Origin of the sequence: Streptomyces sp. NPDC049813 (assembly GCF_044465085.1) — a bacterium.
Lineage (GTDB): Bacteria > Actinomycetota > Actinomycetes > Streptomycetales > Streptomycetaceae > Streptomyces.
Genome location: NZ_JBITLI010000012.1, coordinates 266,349 through 282,171, shown reverse-complemented (window position 1 = coordinate 282,171; position 15,823 = coordinate 266,349). Strand labels below are relative to the sequence as shown.

The following is a 15,823-nucleotide window of genomic DNA, read 5'->3' as shown; positions in this document are numbered from 1 at the left end:
TCGCGCAGTTCCCCGCGCCCCTGGAGCATGCGGCTTCGCCGCAGCCCCAGGGGCGCGATGAGGTAGCGCACGCAGTGCGCACCTCAGGGGCGCGGGGAACTGCGCGAGAAGCCCCACCGGCCCGCAGCCGAGAAGCAGAGGCGCGGGGCGCTATCGGACCGGATACCCCGCCCCGCGAAGGCTGCCCTTCACCTCACCGATCCGCAGATCACCGAAGTGGAAGACGGACGCGGCGAGCACCGCATCGGCCCCCGCCCCGACCGCCGGGGCGAAGTGCCCGAGCGCCCCCGCCCCGCCGGACGCGATCACCGGCACGGAGACGTGCCGCCGCACCGCCTCGATCATCTCGAGGTCGTACCCGTCCTTCGTCCCGTCCGCGTCCATCGAGTTGAGCAGGATCTCCCCCGCTCCCAGCTCCGCGGCCCGGTGCGCCCACTCGACCGCGTCGATCCCGGCGGAGCGGCGCCCGCCGTGCGTGGTGACCTCGAAGGAGCCCGGCGCGGTGCGGCGCGCGTCCACGGACAGGACGAGCACCTGCCGGCCGAACCGCTCCGCGATCTCGCGGATCAGCTCGGGCCGGGCGATGGCGGCGGTGTTCACCCCGACCTTGTCCGCTCCGGCGCGCAGCAGCTTGTCCACGTCGTCGGCGGTGCGCACGCCGCCGCCGACGGTGAGCGGGATGAAGACCTGCTCGGCGGTGCGGCGCACCACGTCGTACGTGGTCTCGCGGTCGCCGGAGGAGGCCGTGATGTCCAGGAAGGTCAGTTCGTCGGCGCCCTCGGCGTCGTAGACCTTGGCCATCTCGACCGGGTCGCCCGCGTCGCGCAGGTTCTGGAAGTTGACGCCCTTGACGACGCGGCCGTTGTCGACGTCGAGGCAGGGGATGACCCGTACGGCGAGGCTCACTGTGCTTCTCCTGCGTGCGCGGGCGCGGCGCCCGGCTGCGGGCGGAACGCCTCGACCTCCACCTCGACGACCAGGCTGGGGTCGATGAAGCCGGAGACGATGATCATGGATGCGGCGGGGCGGACGGCGCCGAACAGCTCCTTGTGGGCGCGACCCACGTCGTCCACGTCCCGGGCGTGGGTGAGGTACATCCGGGTGCGCACCACGTGCTCGGGGCCGAGGCCCAGGTCGCGCAGGGCCTTCAGGGCGACCCCGAAGGCGTTCACCGTCTGCTCGTACGGCGTGCCCGCGTCGATCACGCCGTCGACCACGGAGGTGCAGCCGGAGACCAGGACGAGCCCGGTCGGCAGCTCCACCGCGCGCGCGTACCCGATGGTCTCCTCGAAGGGGCCGCCCGAGGGGTACCGCTTCACCTCGTCGGCGCTCATGCGGCGACCGCCTCCAGCGCGGCCTCCAGCGTGAACGCCTTGGCGTACAGCGCCTTGCCGACGATCGCGCCCTCCACGCCCAGCGGGACGAGCCCGGCGATGGCGCGCAGGTCGTCGAGGGAGGAGACGCCGCCGGAGGCGACGACCGGGCGGTCGGTGGCCGCGCAGACGTTCTTCAGCAGCTCCAGGTTCGGCCCCTGCAGCGTGCCGTCCTTGGCGATGTCGGTGACGACGTAGCGGGCGCAGCCCTCGGAGTCGAGGCGGGCGAGGGTCTCGTAGAGGTCGCCGCCGTCACGGGTCCAGCCGCGGCCGCGCAGCGTGGTGCCGCGCACGTCGAGGCCGACCGCGATCTTCTCGCCGTGCTCGGCGATGACCTTGGCGACCCACTCGGGGGTCTCCAGGGCGGCGGTGCCGAGGTTGACGCGGGTGCAGCCGGTGGCGAGCGCGGCGGCGAGGGTGTCGTCGTCGCGGATGCCGCCGGAGAGTTCCACCTTGAGGTCCAGCTCCGCCATGCGCACGGCGACCTCGCGGATCAGCGCGCGGTTGTCACCGGTGCCGAACGCGGCGTCCAGGTCGACCAGGTGCAGCCATTCGGCGCCGGAGGTCTGCCAGGCGAGGGCGGCCTCCAGCGGGGAGCCGTAGGAGGTCTCGCTGCCGGACTCGCCATGGACGAGGCGGACCGCCTGGCCGTCTCGGACGTCGACCGCGGGGAGGAGTTCGAGCTTGCTCATGGCTAAAGGGTTCCGATCCAGTTCTTCAGCAGCTGGGCTCCGGCGTCGCCGGACTTCTCGGGGTGGAACTGCGTCGCCCACAGTGCGCCGTTCTCCACGGCGGCGACGAAGGGCTCGCCGTGGGTGGCCCACGTGACCTGGGGCGCCCGCAGGTGCGGGTTGTGCACGTCGAGCTGCCAGTCGCGGACGGCGTAGGAGTGCACGAAGTAGTAGCGCTCGCCGGCGTCGAGGCCGGCGAAGAGGGTGCTGTCCTCGGGTGCCCGGACGGTGTTCCACCCCATGTGCGGGACGATGTCGGCCTTCAGCGGCTCGACGGCGCCGGGCCACTCGTCCAGGCCCTCGGTCTGCACGCCGTGCTCGATGCCGCGGGCGAAGAGGATCTGCATGCCGACGCAGATGCCCATGACCGGGCGGCCGCCGGCGAGGCGGCGGCCGATGATCCAGTCGCCGCGGGCCTCCTTGAGCCCCGTCATGCAGGCGGCGAAGGCACCGACGCCGGGCACGAGCAGCCCGTCCGCGTTCATCGCCGTGTCGTAGTCGCGGGTGATCTCGACGTCGGCGCCCGCGCGGGCGAGGGCGCGCTCGGCGGAGCGCACGTTCCCGAAGCCGTAGTCGAAGACGACGACCTTCTTGGTCGTCGCGGTCGTGGAGGAGGTCATGGTCAGTTCCAGTAGTCCAGCCGCAGCACGCCCGCGATCAGGCAGAAGGCCGCGCTGAGGGAGAGCAGGGTGATGAGGCTCTTGCCCATGCCCTGCTTGGCGAACGAGTAGACGCCGCCGAGCAGGAACAGGCCGACGACGATGAGGACGGTCGCGAGGCCGTTCATGGCTAGAGGGCGCCCTTCGTCGAGGGGAGGATGCCGGCGGCGCGCGGGTCGCGCTCCGAGGCGTAGCGCAGGGCCCGGGCGAGGGCCTTGAACTGGCACTCCACGATGTGGTGGGCGTTGCGTCCGTACGGCACGTGGACGTGGAGCGCGATCTGCGCCTGCGCGACGAAGGACTCCAGGATGTGCCGGGTCATCGTCGTGTCGTACTCGCCGATCATCGGCGCCATCTTCTCGGGCTCGGTGTGCACGAGGTAGGGGCGGCCGGAGAGGTCGACGGTGACCTGGGCGAGCGACTCGTCCAGCGGGACGGTGCAGTTGCCGAAGCGGTAGATGCCGACCTTGTCGCCGAGCGCCTGCTTGAAGGCGGCGCCGAGGGCGAGGGCGGTGTCCTCGATGGTGTGGTGCGAGTCGATGTGCAGGTCGCCCTCGGTCTTGACGGTGAGGTCGAAGAGGCCGTGCCTGCCGAGCTGGTCGAGCATGTGGTCGTAGAAGCCGACGCCGGTCGCCACCTCGACCTTGCCCGTCCCGTCCAGGTCGATCTCGACGAGGACCGAGGTCTCCTTCGTCGTCCGTTCCACGCGTCCGATGCGGCTCATGCGCCACGCTCCTGATCGTCCATTGGGGCTTTCTTCACTGCGCGGGCCGCGTCGAGGAACGCGTCGTTCTCCCCGGGGGTGCCGACGGAGACCCGCAGCCGTCCGGGCACGCCGTTGTCGCGGATGAGGACACCGCGGTCGAGGAAGGCCTGCCAGACGGCGTGGGGGTCCTGGAAGACGCCGAACTGGATGAAGTTGGCGTCGGCGACGGTGACGTCGAAACCGAGCTCCTCCAGCTCGGCGACCACCCGGTCGCGTTCGCTCTTGAGCTGTTCCACGTAGCCGAGCAGGGTGTCGGTGTACTCCAGGGCGGCGAGCGCCGTGGCCTGGTTGACGGCCGACAAGTGGTAGGGCAGGCGCACCAGTTGGACCGCGTCGACCACGGCCGGGTCGGCGGCGAGGTAGCCCAGGCGCAGCCCGGCCGCGCCGAACGCCTTCGACATGGTCCGCGAGATGACGAGGTTCGGGCGGCCCTCGATCAGCGGCAGCAGCGAGTCGCCGTGGCTGAACTCGGTGTACGCCTCGTCGACGATCACCATGGCGCCCGGGCCCGCGGCCTCGTACAGCGCGAGGACGTCCTCGGCCGCCACCGCGTTCCCCGTAGGGTTGTTCGGGCTGGTGACGAAGACGACGTGCGGCTCGTGCGCGCGGATCGCCTCGACGGCGGCGGGCACGTCGAGGGAGTAGTCGGCGGTGCGCGGGGCGCTGATCCAGCCGGTGTTGGTGCCGCGCGCGAGCAGCGGGTGCATCGAGTACGAGGGCTCGAAGCCGAGGGCGGTGCGGCCGGGGCCGCCGAACGCCTGGAGCAGCTGCTGGAGCACCTCGTTCGAACCGTTGGCCGCCCAGACCTGCGCGAGGCCGACCTGGTGGCCGGTCGTGCGCGTCAGGTACGCGGCTAGCTCGGTGCGCAGCTCGACCGCGTCCCGGTCCGGGTAGCGGTTGAGGTTCCGGGCGGCGTCGGCGACGCGCTCGGCGATCCGCGCGACGAGCGGCTCGGGCAGCGGGTAGGGGTTCTCGTTCGTGTTCAGCCGGACGGGTACGTCCAACTGGGGCGCGCCGTACGGGGACTTGCCGCGCAGCTCGTCCCGGACGGGAAGGTCGTCGATGCCGGTCACTTGGTGGGCGGGACCTTCCACTCGAAGCGGGCCTTGAGCGCGGCGCCGTGGGCGGGCAGGTCCTCGGCCTCGGAGAGGGTCACCACGTGCGGGGTGATCTCGGCGAGGGCGTCGCGGCTGTAGTCGACGACGTGGATGCCGCGCAGGAAGGACTGCACGGACAGGCCCGAGGAGTGGCAGGCGCAGCCGCCGGTGGGCAGGACGTGGTTGGAGCCGGCCGCGTAGTCGCCGAGCGAGACCGGGGACCAGGGGCCGACGAAGACCGCGCCCGCGTTGCGCACCTTTTCGGCCACGGCGGCCGCGTCCGCGGTCTGGATCTCCAGGTGCTCGGCCCCGTAGGCGTTGACGACGGCGAGGCCGTCGGCGACGGAGTCGACGAGGACGATCGCGGACTGCTTGCCGGCGAGGGCGGGCTCGATCCGCTCCTCGCGGTGCTTGGCGACCGCGACCTGCGCCGCCAGCTCCTTGGCGACCCCCTCGGCCAGCTCCTCGCTGTCGGTGACGAGGACGGAGGCGGCGAGCGGGTCGTGCTCGGCCTGGCTGATCAGGTCGGCGGCGACGTGCACCGGGTCGGCGGTGGCGTCGGCGAGGACGGCGATCTCGGTGGGGCCCGCCTCGGAGTCGATGCCGATGACACCGGTGAAGTAGCGCTTGGCGGCGGCCACCCAGATGTTGCCCGGGCCCATCACCATCGGGGCGGGCGGGCAGGACTCGGTGCCGTAGGCGAACATCGCGACGGCGGTGGCGCCGCCGGCCGCGTACACCTCGTCGACGCCGAGCAGCGCGCAGGCCGCCAGGATCGTCGGGTGCGGCAGGCCGCCGAACTCCTTCTGAGCCGGTGAGGCGAGCGCGATCGAGGGGACCTCGGCCTCCTGCGCCGGGACCACGTCCATGATCACGGAGGACGGGTAGACGGCGCGGCCGCCGGGCGCGTACAGCCCGACGCGGTCCACCGGGACCCACTTCTCGGTGACCGTGCCGCCCGGCACGACCTGCGTGGTCTCGGTGGTGCGGCGCTGGGCGCGGTGCACGATCCTGGCGCGCCGGATCGACTCCTCCAGGGCGGCGCGGACGGCGGGGTCCAGGGTGGCCAGGGCGTCGGTGATCGCCTCGGCCGGGACGCGCACGCTCTCAAGCGTGACGCCGTCGAATTCGGCCGCGAAGTCGATCAGCGCCGCGTCGCCGCGATGATGCACGTCCTCGCAGATCGGCCGCACCTTCTCCAGGGCGGCCGTGACGTCGAAGTCGGCACGGGGCAGCAGCGAGCGCAGGGCCTGACCCTCGGGGAGGGCGGCGCCGCGCAGATCGATTCGAGAGATCACACACCAATTCTCGCAGACGCCCGAGCGGCACCGGCCGCCCGTATCAATGGCTGATACACGGCGGCTTTCGGCCGTTGTCGCGCAACAGGCTTGCGGGCACTCACTTTCAGTGTTCGAGCCGTCACCCAGCGGGCATGAACGGTTGTACGAAACCCGCGAGTAGCAGGTGCCCGAGGGGTCCATGGGGAGGAGGAACAATCGTGGTCGACGCGGTGACCGGCAGCGGTGACGGGGACGTGCCCGAGGGGCTGACCCCCACGGAGGCGGGCATGTGGCTGGCCTTCCGCAACGGCACGGTCTACGACCTGCGCAGCGGGGTCGTGGCGGCCGACGACCCGCACGGCGGGCAGCCCTGGGGACCCGAGCGGAGCGTCCGGGCGCGGGTCGTGGCATGGCTGCTGCTCGACGGGCCGCCCGCGCTCTCCGGCCGGGTCGCCTCGCTCAAGCTGACCGGCCTGCAGATCACGGACGTGCTCGACCTCGCGGGCGGCTCGGTCGGCCCGTACGTGGAGCTGAAGCAGTGCCGCTTCGAGAAGGAGGTGCTGCTGCCCGAGGCCCGCTTCTCGACGGTCCGGCTCGTCGACTGCTCGGTGCCGCGCCTGGAGGGCGCCCGGGTGCACACCGAGGGCGACCTGCACCTGCCGCGCTGCCGGTTCCACCACGGCATCCGGCTGACCGACGCCCACATCGGCACGGACCTGCTGCTCAACCAGGCGGTCGTCTTCCGCGACCGGCGCGGCAAGTCCGTCATGGCCGACGGGCTGACGGTGGGACAGGACCTCCAGGCCGAGATGGTGGAGACGCACGGCGAGGTCAGCCTGCGCGGCGCCACGGTCGGCGTCTCGCTCTCGCTGCGCGGCTGCCGGCTGAGCAACACCCAGGGCCGGCTCGCCCTGAACGCCCCGCAGCTGACCGTCGAGCGCACCCTGTACCTGACTCCGGCCGGCCTCGGCGTGCCGCTCCTGGCGGGCGGGGTGACGCCCGCGCGCGGCACCCAGGTGCAGCGCTTCAGCTGCGTCGGCGGGATCCGGCTCGACGACGGCCGGTTCGGCGACGCGGTCGACCTGGACGCGGCGCTCTTCGTCCTGGAGGACGACCAGGAGATATCGCTGCGCCGGGTGCAGACCCCCGAGCTGCGCTTCCTCGGCGAGCGGCCGCGGCGCGGCCGGATCGTGCTCTCCGGCGCGAAGGTGGTCAACCTGGTCGACAAGGCGGCCGGCTGGCCCGGGCCCGGGCAGTTGCGGATGGGCGGGTTCACGTACGAGAACCTCATACCGTTCGGCCCCTTCCCGCTGGCCCAGCGCCTGGAGTGGCTCGCCGCCGCGACCCCCGAGTACAACCCGGAGCCGTACGAGCGGCTCGCCACGGTGCTGCGCAACAGCGGCGAGGACTCCGACGCCCGCGCGGTGCTGCTCGCCAAGCAGCGCCGCCGCCGCGAGACGCTGCCGCCCGCCGCGAAGGTGTGGGGCTACCTCCAGGACTGGACGGTCGCCTACGGGTACCGGCCGGGCCGGGCCGCGGTGTGGATGGCGGTGCTCTGGGCGGTCGGCGCGCTCGCCTTCAGCCGCGCCTCGCACCCGCCGATGAAGCCCGGCGAGGGCCCGCAGTGGAACGCGACCCTGTTCGCCCTCGACCTGCTGCTCCCGGTGATCGACCTCGGCCAGTCCAGCAGCTGGCAGCTGCGCGGCGGCTGGCAGTGGGCCGCGGCCGCGATGATCATCCTCGGCTGGATCCTGGCGACGACGGTGGCGGCGGGCACGACGCGATTGTTGCGGCGCAACTGAGGCGGGGCGGTGAGCCCCGGGGGGGGGCGGGGTGCCGGGTGCCGGTGCCGGGTGCGGGTGGCGGTGGCGGTTCCGGGTGCGGGCGCCGGTGGCGGTGCCGGGTGCCGGTGGCAGTGGCGGCGCTGGTGCCGGTGGCGCTGCCGGTGCCACTGCCGGTGCCGGTGCCGGTGCCGGTGCCGGTGGCACTGCCGGTGCCGATGCCGGTGCCGGTGGCACTGCCGGTGCCGATGCCGGTGCCGGTGGCACTGCCTGTGCCGGTGGCAGTGGCGGTGCCGGTGCCGGTGGCACTGCCTGTGCCGGTGGCAGTGCCGGTACCGGTGCCGGTGGCACTGCCTGTGCCTGTGGCAGTGGCGGTGCTGGTGCCGGGAAGCGCAACCCGGCGCCAGGGAGGGCGGACTCGGTGCTGAGGGGTGGGGCCGCCGAATTGTTACCGGTGCGTAGGCAACTATCGGGCCGCCCACGCCGTCATTCCAGCGCCACCCCCGTTCCCGTACGCGCGTAGAGGAGGCAGCCGTGCCGTTCCTGCGTGCCTTCATCCGCACCGCCCGCATGATCCGCCACACCGGAGCCCTGGCCGCGGGCCTGCCGCCGGACGACGAGGTGCTGCTCGACGCCCCGGACGAGCGGCTGGCGCCCGCCCTGGTCGCCGCGGGGCGCGGCGAGTTCCGGGCCGCCGCCGAGGTCCTCGCCCGCACCCGGGAGCGGGCCGAGTGGGAGAACCGCGACCGCTACGTGCTGCGCCTGGCCGCGTTCGCCGCGTCCCGCACCGAGTGGTTCGACGCCTGGCAGCGGACCGCGCCGCACGACCCGGACCTGCTCCTCGTCAAGGCCGAGCTGGCGGTGGCCCGCGCCTTCGCCTCCCCGGCCCGGGCCGAGCTGCTGCGCGAGGTCGCCCCGCTGATCACGGCCGCGGCCGAGGCCTACCCCGGCGATCCGGTGCCCTGGCGGGTGGCCCTGGACCACGCCCGCGGCACGAACGCCCCGCACACCGCCTTCGAGGCCGTGTGGGCGCAGGCGGTCCGCCGCTCCCCGCACCACTACGGCTGCCACGTCGCGGCCCTGCAGTACCTGTCGGCGGCCTGGTACGGCTCGCACGCCGAGTGCTTCGACTTCGCCGAGCGGGCCGCGCAGGACGCCCTGCCGGGCTCGCTGCTTCAGGCCCTGCCCGCCCGCGCCGCCTTCGCGTACCTGACGGCGCGGGTCCCGCAGGGCGTGCCGCGCGCCCGGCTGGACGCCGCCGCCGACCTCGCGATCGGGCTGTCCCGCCGCTACGACGCGGCCGACCCCTGGCCCGCCGAGGTCCGCAATCTGCTGGCCTGCGTCCTCATCGAGCTGGAGCGCTGGCCGGACGCGCTGGAGCAGCTGCGGCTGCTCGGCCCGTACGCGACGTCGTTCCCCTGGGACCGGCTCGCGGACGACCCGCTGGAGCGGTTCCTGGAGCTGCGCGACGGCGTCCGCATCGAGGTCGCGGCCACGCTCCCGCTGCGCGGCGGACCGGGCGGCTGCGACGCCCATTAGGCTTGAGCGTCGTGACCACCGTCCGGCTTCCGCTCTTCCCGCTCAACTCGGTGCTGTTCCCGGGGCTCGTGCTCCCGCTGAACGTGTTCGAGGAGCGCTATCGCGCCCTGATGCGCGACCTGTTGAAGGCCTCACCCGCCGATCAGTCCGGCCCCGACGCCGACCCGGCCGTCTCCGACGAGCCGCGCCGCTTCGCCGTCGTCGCGATCCGCGACGGGCACGAGGTCGCGCCCAGCGCGTCCGGCATGCCCGACGACACCACCACCAAGGAGGCGGGCGCGGGGCCCGCCGCCGGGTTCGGCGACGACCCGCTGGCGTCGTTCCACGACACGGGGTGCGTCGCGGACGCGGCGACGATCCGCGAGCGCGCCGACGGCAGCTTCGAGGTCCTCGCCACCGGCACCCGCCGGGTCAAGCTGCTCTCGGTGGACGCCTCGGGCCCGTATCTGACCGCCGAGGTCGAGGAGCTGCCCGAGGAGGACGGGGACGAGGCGGGCGCGCTCGCCGAGGGCGTGCTGCGCGCGTTCCGCTCCTACCAGAAGCGGCTGGCCGGCGCGCGCGAGCGCTCCCTCGCGACGGGCGCGGAGCTGCCCGACGACCCCTCGGTGGTGTCGTACCTGGTCGCGGCGGCCGCGATGCTGGACGTGCCGACCAAGCAGCGGCTGCTCCAGGCCCCGGACGCGGCGTCCCGGCTGCGTGACGAGCTGAAGCTGCTGCGCGCCGAGACGGCGATCATCCGGCACCTGCCGTCGCTGCCCGCGGCGGATCTGACGCGACAGGCGACCAGCCTCAACTGACGTAGGGATTCGGCACGGTGGCGAAGAAGGCCAAGAAGCAGCAGGCGGCGGGGACGCCCGCGACGGTGGCGCTCACCGCCGCGGGTACGGCGTTCACGGTCCGTGCCTACGAGCACGACCCGGCCCACCCCTCGTACGGTGAGGAGGCCGCCGAGGCGCTGGGCATCTCGCCCGACCGGGTCTTCAAGACGCTGGTCGCGGACGTCGACGGCCGGCTGACCGTGGCCGTCGTGCCGGTGGCGGGCCAGCTCGACCTGAAGGCACTGGCCGCCGCGGTCGGCGGCAAGCGCGCCGCGATGGCGGACCCGGCGCTCGCCGAGCGGACCACCGGTTACGTCCGCGGCGGCATCTCCCCGCTCGGCCAGCGCAAGAGACTGCCCACGGTGGTCGACTCCTCGGCCCAGGAGCACGCGACGGTCTGCGTCTCGGCGGGCCGCCGGGGCCTGGAGGTCGAGCTGGCGCCCGGCGACTTGGCGGCCCTGACCGACGCGGTCCTCGCCCCCATCGGCCGCCCCTGACCCCGGCCCCGGAGCGGGCCCGCCCGGTGCCCGTCCCCGAGCCCCTCGGCCGCGCGACGCCCCGCCGTCGTTCACCCAGCGTTCCCCCGCCCGACGCCCCCTTGACACCGCTCGAACCGGTGCCGCACTGTCACCCTGGACATGGGACGTCCCATGTCCAGGGTCATGCCCTCGCCCGCTCGCCGAACCACGCCCCGGGAGACCACCGCCATGCCGCTGCGCGCCCCGTTTCCCGCACCGCTCCGCGGCGTCGTCCCGCCGCTGGTCACCCCGCTCACCGCCGAGGGCGACGTGGACGTCGCGTCGGTGCGGCGGCTGGTGGGGCACCTCGTCGGCGCCGGGGTGCACGGCCTGTTCCTGCTGGGCTCCAGTGGTGAGGCGGCGTACCTCACGGACCTCCAGCGCCGCACGGCCCTGGAGGCCGCGGTGGAAGCGGCGGCGGGCCGGGTGCCCGTGCTCGCGGGGGTCATCGAGACGACGACCGCCCGGGTCCTGGAGCGGGCGAAGGACGCGGTGAAGGCGGGCGCGGGCGCGCTGGTGGCGACCGCGCCGTTCTACACCCGCACGCACCCGGCCGAGATCGAGACCCACTTCCGGCGGCTGCGGGCCGGCGCGGAGCTGCCCGTGTTCGCGTACGACATCCCGTCCGCGGTCCACAGCAAGCTGCGCCGGGACACCGTCCTCGCGCTGTCCGCCGACGGCACGCTCGCCGGGCTCAAGGACTCCAGCGGCGACGAGGGCTCCCTGCGCCGCCTGCTCGGCCCGCTGCGCGCCGCCGCCCCCGCCTTCACCGTGCTCACCGGCGCCGAACTCACCGTGGACGGCGCCCTGCTGGCCGGGGTCGACGGTGTCGTCCCGGGCCTGGGCAACGTGGACGCCCGCGCGTACGTACGGCTCTACGAGGCCGCCCGCGCCGGCGACTGGGCGGCGGCCCGGCGCGAACAGGACCGGCTCGCCGCGCTGTTCGCGATCGTCGACGCCGGCGACCCGGCCCGGATGGGCGGTTCGTCCTCGGCGCTCGGCGCGTTCAAGGCCGCCGTCCACCTCCAGGGGATCATCGCCTGCCCCGCGACCGCGGCGCCGCAGCTCCCGCTGGACGCCGCCGAGACCGCCCGGGTACGGGACCGGCTCACCGACGCGGGCCTGCTACCCGGCGGCCCGTGACCCCCGCCCTCCCCGGCCTGCCGTGACCCACAGAGCTCCCCGGGCCCCTCAGGCCTGCGTGCCCGGCGGCTCCTGCGCGGGGCGCGGGGCGTGGTCGTAGTAACCGGCGTACGGGTCCGGGTCACGGGGTCCGAACAGGCCGGTGAGCCCGAGGTGGACGACGAGCGCGGCCAGCGGCCAGGCGAGCAGCGCCCCCTTGGCCTTCAGTTCGAGCGGCGCGTCGAAGACGACCCCCTTACCGACCTCCTTGGCGTGCGCGGCCACGTCCTGCGCGGGACCGAGCCAGATCCCGAACCGCCAGGCCAGCACCCCCGCGAGCAGGCTGCCGAGGGTGAGCCCCACCACCAGCGGGACGCCGCCGCGCCTGCGCCACAGGAAGACCCCGAGGCCGGTCACGACGCCGAACGCGAGACCGAGCAGGGTGAACGTTCCGTCGACCCCGATGGCCTGCTCGCCCTCGGTGTCCTTGAGGTAGACCGCCGTACTGTCCGACACGAGCGGGATCCGCGGCGCGAGCCACAGCCACACCGCCCCCAGCAGCAGTCCGGCGAGGGCGACCGCCACCGTCACGAGGGCGGCCTCGCGCAGCTCTGTGCGGAGCCCCGGCCCGTCCTGCGCCCGCTGCGGCGCGGGCGGCAGGTGTCCGGTCATCGGGTCGGGGGCCTGCCAGGGGTCACCGTGCCCGTTGTTGTGCGGAGGTTGATGAGGCGGCGGCGTCAGCGGTGCGGTCACCCTGCCATCGTGCCAGGCGCGTCCGCCGGGCGCGTCACCGGACGGCTGCCCGGCGGTAGGCCCAGGTCGCCACGGCCAGCGAGGCGGCGCCGACGGCCGCGCAGACGCCCAGGTCGAGCAGGACGGTGGACCAGTCGGGGTGGCCGCCGAAGGTCCGCGCGAAGGCCTCGACGCCGTACGTCGAGGGCAGCAGGTCCCGCGCGTACTGCACGAACTGCGGCATCCGGTCGGCCGGCAGCACCCCGAGCAGCAGCGCCGCCGACATGCCCAACTGGCCGAGCAGCGTCGCCAGTTCGGGCCGGGGCGCGAGCAGCCCGAGCGCGGCGCCGAGCCCGGCGAGGGCGGCCCCGGCCAGCGGGATCACGGCGGCCAGCACCCACAGGTGGGTCAGCGGCAGGTCGAACATGGCGCAGCCGGCGACCGCGGTGACGACGGTGCCGGGCACGGTGAACGAGGCGTAGGCGCCCGCGGCGCCGAGCACCACGGAGGCGGGCGGCACCGGCAGGGTCGCGTAGTGGTCGAGGCCGCCGGCCGCGCGCAGCTGCCCGAAGTACTGGGCGAGGAGGTTGAGCGCGACGAACGCGACGACCAGCACCGCGGAGCCCGCGACGACGGCCCGCGCCTCGGTGCCGCCCTGGTCGACGACGCCCCGCATGAGGATCATGATCCCGATGGACTGGAAGGTCGCCACGAACAGCAGCGGGATGCGGGCCACCCGGGCCCGGGAGAGCTGGGCGCGGTAGACCGCGGCGAGCGCGGGCAGGAACCGGGCCCGGGGCGCGAGCCCGTCGTCGAGGGGCAGGGCCGGCGGCCGGTGCCCGCGCTCGTGCTCCCGCACGGCTTCGGCGGATACGGCGGTCATGCCTTCACCAGGCCCTTCACGCTGCTGCGGCTGCCGCCGAGCGCCAGATAGACGTCCTCCAGGCTCGGCGTGGCGAGCGTGAAGTCGTCGAGGGAGTCGAAGGCCGGGCCGCCGGTGACCGCGGCGACCGCGGCGCGGGCCGCGTCCGGCGCCAGCCGCAGCGACCAGCGCCGCCCGGCCTCCACCGCGTGCTCGTGCAGCCGGGCCACCTCGGGCAGGTGCAGGGGGGCCTGCTCGCGCCACACCAGCTCGACCCGCACCTCCCCGGCGACGCGGTCCTTGAGCCCGGCCGGGGAGTCGCAGGCGATGACCCGCCCGGCGTCGAGGACGGCGACGCGGTCGAGGACGGTCTCGGCCTCGATGACGTTGTGGGTGACCAGCAGGACGGTCGTGCCGCGCTCGGCCCGCCGCCGGTCCACGGCGGCCCAGACGGCGCGCCGGGCGACGGGGTCCATGCCGGTCGTCGGTTCGTCGAGCACGAGCAGGGGCCGGTCGCCGACGAGGGCGGCGGCGAAGCAGGCGAGGCGCCGCTGGCCGCCGGAGAGCTTCTTGAGCGGGCGGGCGGCCAGCGGGGCGAGCCCCAGCTCCTCCAGGACGGCGTCCCGCTCGGCCCGGGCGTCGCGCAGGGCCAGTCCGCGCAGCCGCCCGGTGGTCTCGGCGGCGAGCGACACGGTCAGCTCGTCGAGGGCGGTCGACTCCTGGCCGAGATAGGCGAGGATGCGGGCGGCCCGCTCGGGGTGGCGCACGATGTCGTGGCCGAGGATCTCCACGCTGCCGGCGTCGGGCCGCATCAGCCCGGTCAGCTGGCGGACGAGGGTGGACTTGCCGGCGCCGTTCGGCCCGAGGAGGCCGAAGATCTCCCCCCGCCCGATGTCGAGCCGGACGTCGTCGGTGGCCCGCACCGGCGGGGTGCCGGGGGCGCCGCGCCGCCCGCGGACGGCGGGATAAGTCTTGCTGAGACCGCGCACCGCGCACACCACAGCGGCCCGTTTGTGGTCCGGGGCGGCATCATCGGTGCGCGTACTCACGAGGAACGAGAGTACGGGGTCCGGGCCGCCTCATTGCGCGCGGGGCCGGACAAATGAGGCGGGTGGCGGCGCCGGGGGCGACCCGGCGCCGGTCGGGGCGGCGGCCCGGCGGCGCCCCCCGCCTGCGGGGTCGTCACTCCCCCGCGGTGGCGTGCTCCGCGGTGCGCACGTCGATCTCGCGCCAGAATCCGGCCCGGATCGCGTACCGGTCGTGCTCGTCGATCTGGTCGTCCTTGTGGGCGAGGAGGCCGAACCGTGCCGCGTAGCGCAGCAGCTCCCCGTCGATGCGGTGCGGCACCCGCGGGTACATGCCGCCGAGCTTGCCGAGCCGGGCCGGGTCGGCGAGGCGCGCCATCCACCGGCGGGCGAAGACCTGGCCCACCTCGTACGGATCGCCGCTGACCGCGGTGATGTCCTCCTCGCGGTCGGCCCAGCGCTGCTCCGCGGTGGTCAGCTGGGCCAGGGTGGGCAGCGAGGCGGCCTCCGGGGGCTCGCCACCGCCGCCGGGCCGCTCGACCCAGCCCTTGTCGGAGGACCAGCGCAGCGTCGCGCTGGTGGGGTGCTGCGCGGCCGCTGGGGCCGCACCGGCGGGCCCGCGCAGGGCGGCCAGGTCCTTGGGGGTGGGGACGCCCTTGACGGCGGCGGCGCGCTCCTCGGCGTCGTGCTGCGGGCGCGCGGCGGGCTCGTGCTGGGCGGGCTGCGTGTCGGCGCCCTCGTCGACCGCGCGGCCGGCGCCGGTGTGGGCGGACTCGGGCAGCGGCGCGGAGAGGATCGCGGCGATCTCGGGGCGCGGCACGGGCTGCGGGGCGCAGATCCCGCCCGGTTCCTTGGCGCGGACGGCCTGGGTGATCCAGGCGCGGTCGAGCACGCGCCGCTCGTCGGCCTCGGCGACGAGGTCCTCGGACTGGTTGTAGTCGCCGTCGGCGGCCTGGACGGCCCAGAGGTGGACGGCGACGCCGTGTTCCTTGGCGGCCATCATGCCGGGCAGCAGATCGCCGTCGCCGGTGACGAGGACCACGTCGGAGCAGGCGCGGTTGCGGGCGAGCTCGGTCAGCTCGGCGTGCATGGCCGCGTCCACGCCCTTCTGCGCCCAGCGTCCGTCGCTGCGGGTCAGGGCGCCGAGCCGGACGGTGACGCGGGGCATCACGCGCAGCCTGCGGTGCTCGGGCTGCGGGACCCGGTCGGGGGCGCCGTCGAACCAGTAGATGCGCAGCAGCTGGCGCTCGGTCTCGGCCTCGGCGCGCTCGCGCAGGCCCTGGATGAGGGCGGCGTGGTCGACGTGGATGCGGGAGCGGGAGGGCTCGCCCGCGAGGAGGCTCGCGGCGGCCCCCAGGAGATACCCGGCATCCACCAGGACGATGCAGCGGTCCACGCGATCCACCCTCTTTCGCCGACTTACGACAGTCCGGACGCGCTCACGGGGCGGCGCCCGCGGATTCGCTTCGGGTTTCCTTCGAGTCTGCCCGACGGCACGGGGGTTAACGGCCCGAACTCGA

At 74.5% G+C, this 15,823-nt stretch carries 18 protein-coding genes; 6 read left to right on the top strand and 12 right to left on the bottom strand.

The genetic code is table 11. The features are described from left to right. Nucleotides 1-150: 150 nt before the first annotated feature. From hisF to hisD, 8 genes are read right to left on the bottom strand one after another with little or no spacing between them, the layout of a single operon-like run. Nucleotides 151-906, bottom strand: coding sequence for an imidazole glycerol phosphate synthase subunit HisF (gene hisF / locus ACIBW6_RS24675; RefSeq protein ID WP_399063082.1), 756 nt, complete (start codon nucleotides 904-906; stop codon nucleotides 151-153). After that, nucleotides 903-1,334, bottom strand: coding sequence for a RidA family protein (locus ACIBW6_RS24670; RefSeq protein WP_399063080.1), 432 nt, complete (start codon nucleotides 1,332-1,334; stop codon nucleotides 903-905). Before ACIBW6_RS24670 ends, hisF begins: the two co-directional genes overlap by 4 nt. Then, nucleotides 1,331-2,065 carry a bifunctional 1-(5-phosphoribosyl)-5-((5-phosphoribosylamino)methylideneamino)imidazole-4-carboxamide isomerase/phosphoribosylanthranilate isomerase PriA gene (priA, locus tag ACIBW6_RS24665; RefSeq protein WP_399063078.1) on the bottom strand — a complete coding sequence of 245 codons (735 nt, stop codon included), beginning with the start codon at nucleotides 2,063-2,065 and terminating at the stop codon, nucleotides 1,331-1,333. The genes ACIBW6_RS24670 and priA overlap by 4 nt, the downstream gene beginning before the upstream one ends. 2 nt (nucleotides 2,066-2,067) lie before the next feature. Further along, nucleotides 2,068-2,724: an imidazole glycerol phosphate synthase subunit HisH gene (gene hisH, locus ACIBW6_RS24660; RefSeq protein ID WP_399063076.1), complete on the bottom strand. Its 657-nt coding sequence runs from the start codon at nucleotides 2,722-2,724 to the stop codon at nucleotides 2,068-2,070. Nucleotides 2,725-2,726: 2 nt separating this feature from the next. Then, complete coding sequence (locus tag ACIBW6_RS24655; protein WP_356491198.1) at nucleotides 2,727-2,891, bottom strand: hypothetical protein; 165 nt, start codon at nucleotides 2,889-2,891, stop codon at nucleotides 2,727-2,729. A gap of 2 nt (nucleotides 2,892-2,893) precedes the next feature. After that, a complete protein-coding gene (hisB, locus tag ACIBW6_RS24650) occupies nucleotides 2,894-3,487 on the bottom strand; it encodes an imidazoleglycerol-phosphate dehydratase HisB (protein ID WP_324768309.1) in 594 nt (197 codons plus the stop codon). Beyond that, entirely contained in the window at nucleotides 3,484-4,602 is a 1,119-nt protein-coding gene (locus tag ACIBW6_RS24645; protein ID WP_399063074.1) for a histidinol-phosphate transaminase, read from the bottom strand. Before ACIBW6_RS24645 ends, hisB begins: the two co-directional genes overlap by 4 nt. Next, complete coding sequence (gene hisD / locus ACIBW6_RS24640) at nucleotides 4,599-5,924, bottom strand: histidinol dehydrogenase (RefSeq protein ID WP_399063072.1); 1,326 nt, start codon at nucleotides 5,922-5,924, stop codon at nucleotides 4,599-4,601. Before hisD ends, ACIBW6_RS24645 begins: the two co-directional genes overlap by 4 nt. A gap of 269 nt (nucleotides 5,925-6,193) precedes the next feature. Between hisD and ACIBW6_RS24635 the strand changes: the two genes are divergently transcribed. The 6 genes from ACIBW6_RS24635 to ACIBW6_RS24610 all read left to right on the top strand — a co-directional run bounded on the left by ACIBW6_RS24635 (nucleotide 6,194) and on the right by ACIBW6_RS24610 (nucleotide 11,705). After that, complete coding sequence (locus ACIBW6_RS24635) at nucleotides 6,194-7,708, top strand: oxidoreductase (RefSeq protein ID WP_399063127.1); 1,515 nt, start codon at nucleotides 6,194-6,196, stop codon at nucleotides 7,706-7,708. A 113-nt stretch (nucleotides 7,709-7,821) separates the two neighbouring features. Continuing rightward, nucleotides 7,822-8,115 (top strand): hypothetical protein, encoded by a 294-nt coding sequence (locus tag ACIBW6_RS24630; protein WP_399063070.1) that lies wholly within the window; start codon nucleotides 7,822-7,824, stop codon nucleotides 8,113-8,115. 142 nt (nucleotides 8,116-8,257) lie between these two features. After that, the gene (locus tag ACIBW6_RS24625) at nucleotides 8,258-9,226 is read left to right on the top strand and encodes a hypothetical protein (RefSeq protein WP_399063126.1); all 969 of its coding nucleotides are present in this window, start codon (nucleotides 8,258-8,260) and stop codon (nucleotides 9,224-9,226) included. Between the two features lie 11 nt (nucleotides 9,227-9,237). Beyond that, nucleotides 9,238-10,023, top strand: coding sequence for an LON peptidase substrate-binding domain-containing protein (locus ACIBW6_RS24620; RefSeq protein WP_399063068.1), 786 nt, complete (start codon nucleotides 9,238-9,240; stop codon nucleotides 10,021-10,023). Nucleotides 10,024-10,040: 17 nt separating this feature from the next. Then, the gene (gene ybaK, locus ACIBW6_RS24615) at nucleotides 10,041-10,541 is read left to right on the top strand and encodes a Cys-tRNA(Pro) deacylase (RefSeq protein WP_399063066.1); all 501 of its coding nucleotides are present in this window, start codon (nucleotides 10,041-10,043) and stop codon (nucleotides 10,539-10,541) included. Between the two features lie 210 nt (nucleotides 10,542-10,751). Next, a complete protein-coding gene (locus ACIBW6_RS24610; protein ID WP_399063124.1) occupies nucleotides 10,752-11,705 on the top strand; it encodes a dihydrodipicolinate synthase family protein in 954 nt (317 codons plus the stop codon). A gap of 48 nt (nucleotides 11,706-11,753) precedes the next feature. On the opposite strand, the gene ACIBW6_RS24605 is transcribed toward ACIBW6_RS24610, so the two are convergent. The 4 genes from ACIBW6_RS24605 to ACIBW6_RS24590 form a co-directional block, all read right to left on the bottom strand. Further along, nucleotides 11,754-12,437: a DUF2567 domain-containing protein gene (locus tag ACIBW6_RS24605; RefSeq protein ID WP_399063064.1), complete on the bottom strand. Its 684-nt coding sequence runs from the start codon at nucleotides 12,435-12,437 to the stop codon at nucleotides 11,754-11,756. A 34-nt stretch (nucleotides 12,438-12,471) separates the two neighbouring features. Continuing rightward, entirely contained in the window at nucleotides 12,472-13,299 is an 828-nt protein-coding gene (locus ACIBW6_RS24600) for an ABC transporter permease (RefSeq protein WP_399063062.1), read from the bottom strand. Then, nucleotides 13,296-14,276 (bottom strand): ABC transporter ATP-binding protein, encoded by a 981-nt coding sequence (locus ACIBW6_RS24595; RefSeq protein WP_399063122.1) that lies wholly within the window; start codon nucleotides 14,274-14,276, stop codon nucleotides 13,296-13,298. Before ACIBW6_RS24595 ends, ACIBW6_RS24600 begins: the two co-directional genes overlap by 4 nt. 184 nt (nucleotides 14,277-14,460) lie before the next feature. Then, the gene (locus ACIBW6_RS24590) at nucleotides 14,461-15,699 is read right to left on the bottom strand and encodes an NYN domain-containing protein (RefSeq protein WP_399063060.1); all 1,239 of its coding nucleotides are present in this window, start codon (nucleotides 15,697-15,699) and stop codon (nucleotides 14,461-14,463) included. Nucleotides 15,700-15,823 lie beyond the last annotated feature (124 nt).

What these genes read in the sequence shown, in the direction of transcription:
- ACIBW6_RS24625 (WP_399063126.1), top strand. Translation starts at nt 8,258, where the DNA reads ATGATCCGCCACACCGGAGCCCTGGCCGCGGGCCTGCCGCCGGACGAC.
- hisH (WP_399063076.1), bottom strand. Translation starts at nt 2,724, where the DNA reads ATGACCTCCTCCACGACCGCGACGACCAAGAAGGTCGTCGTCTTCGAC.
- ACIBW6_RS24635 (WP_399063127.1), top strand. Translation starts at nt 6,194, where the DNA reads ATGTGGCTGGCCTTCCGCAACGGCACGGTCTACGACCTGCGCAGCGGG.
- priA (WP_399063078.1), bottom strand. Translation starts at nt 2,065, where the DNA reads ATGAGCAAGCTCGAACTCCTCCCCGCGGTCGACGTCCGAGACGGCCAG.
- ACIBW6_RS24655 (WP_356491198.1), bottom strand. Translation starts at nt 2,891, where the DNA reads ATGAACGGCCTCGCGACCGTCCTCATCGTCGTCGGCCTGTTCCTGCTC.
- ACIBW6_RS24610 (WP_399063124.1), top strand. Translation starts at nt 10,752, where the DNA reads ATGCCGCTGCGCGCCCCGTTTCCCGCACCGCTCCGCGGCGTCGTCCCG.
- hisB (WP_324768309.1), bottom strand. Translation starts at nt 3,487, where the DNA reads ATGAGCCGCATCGGACGCGTGGAACGGACGACGAAGGAGACCTCGGTC.
- ACIBW6_RS24600 (WP_399063062.1), bottom strand. Translation starts at nt 13,299, where the DNA reads ATGACCGCCGTATCCGCCGAAGCCGTGCGGGAGCACGAGCGCGGGCAC.
- ACIBW6_RS24670 (WP_399063080.1), bottom strand. Translation starts at nt 1,334, where the DNA reads ATGAGCGCCGACGAGGTGAAGCGGTACCCCTCGGGCGGCCCCTTCGAG.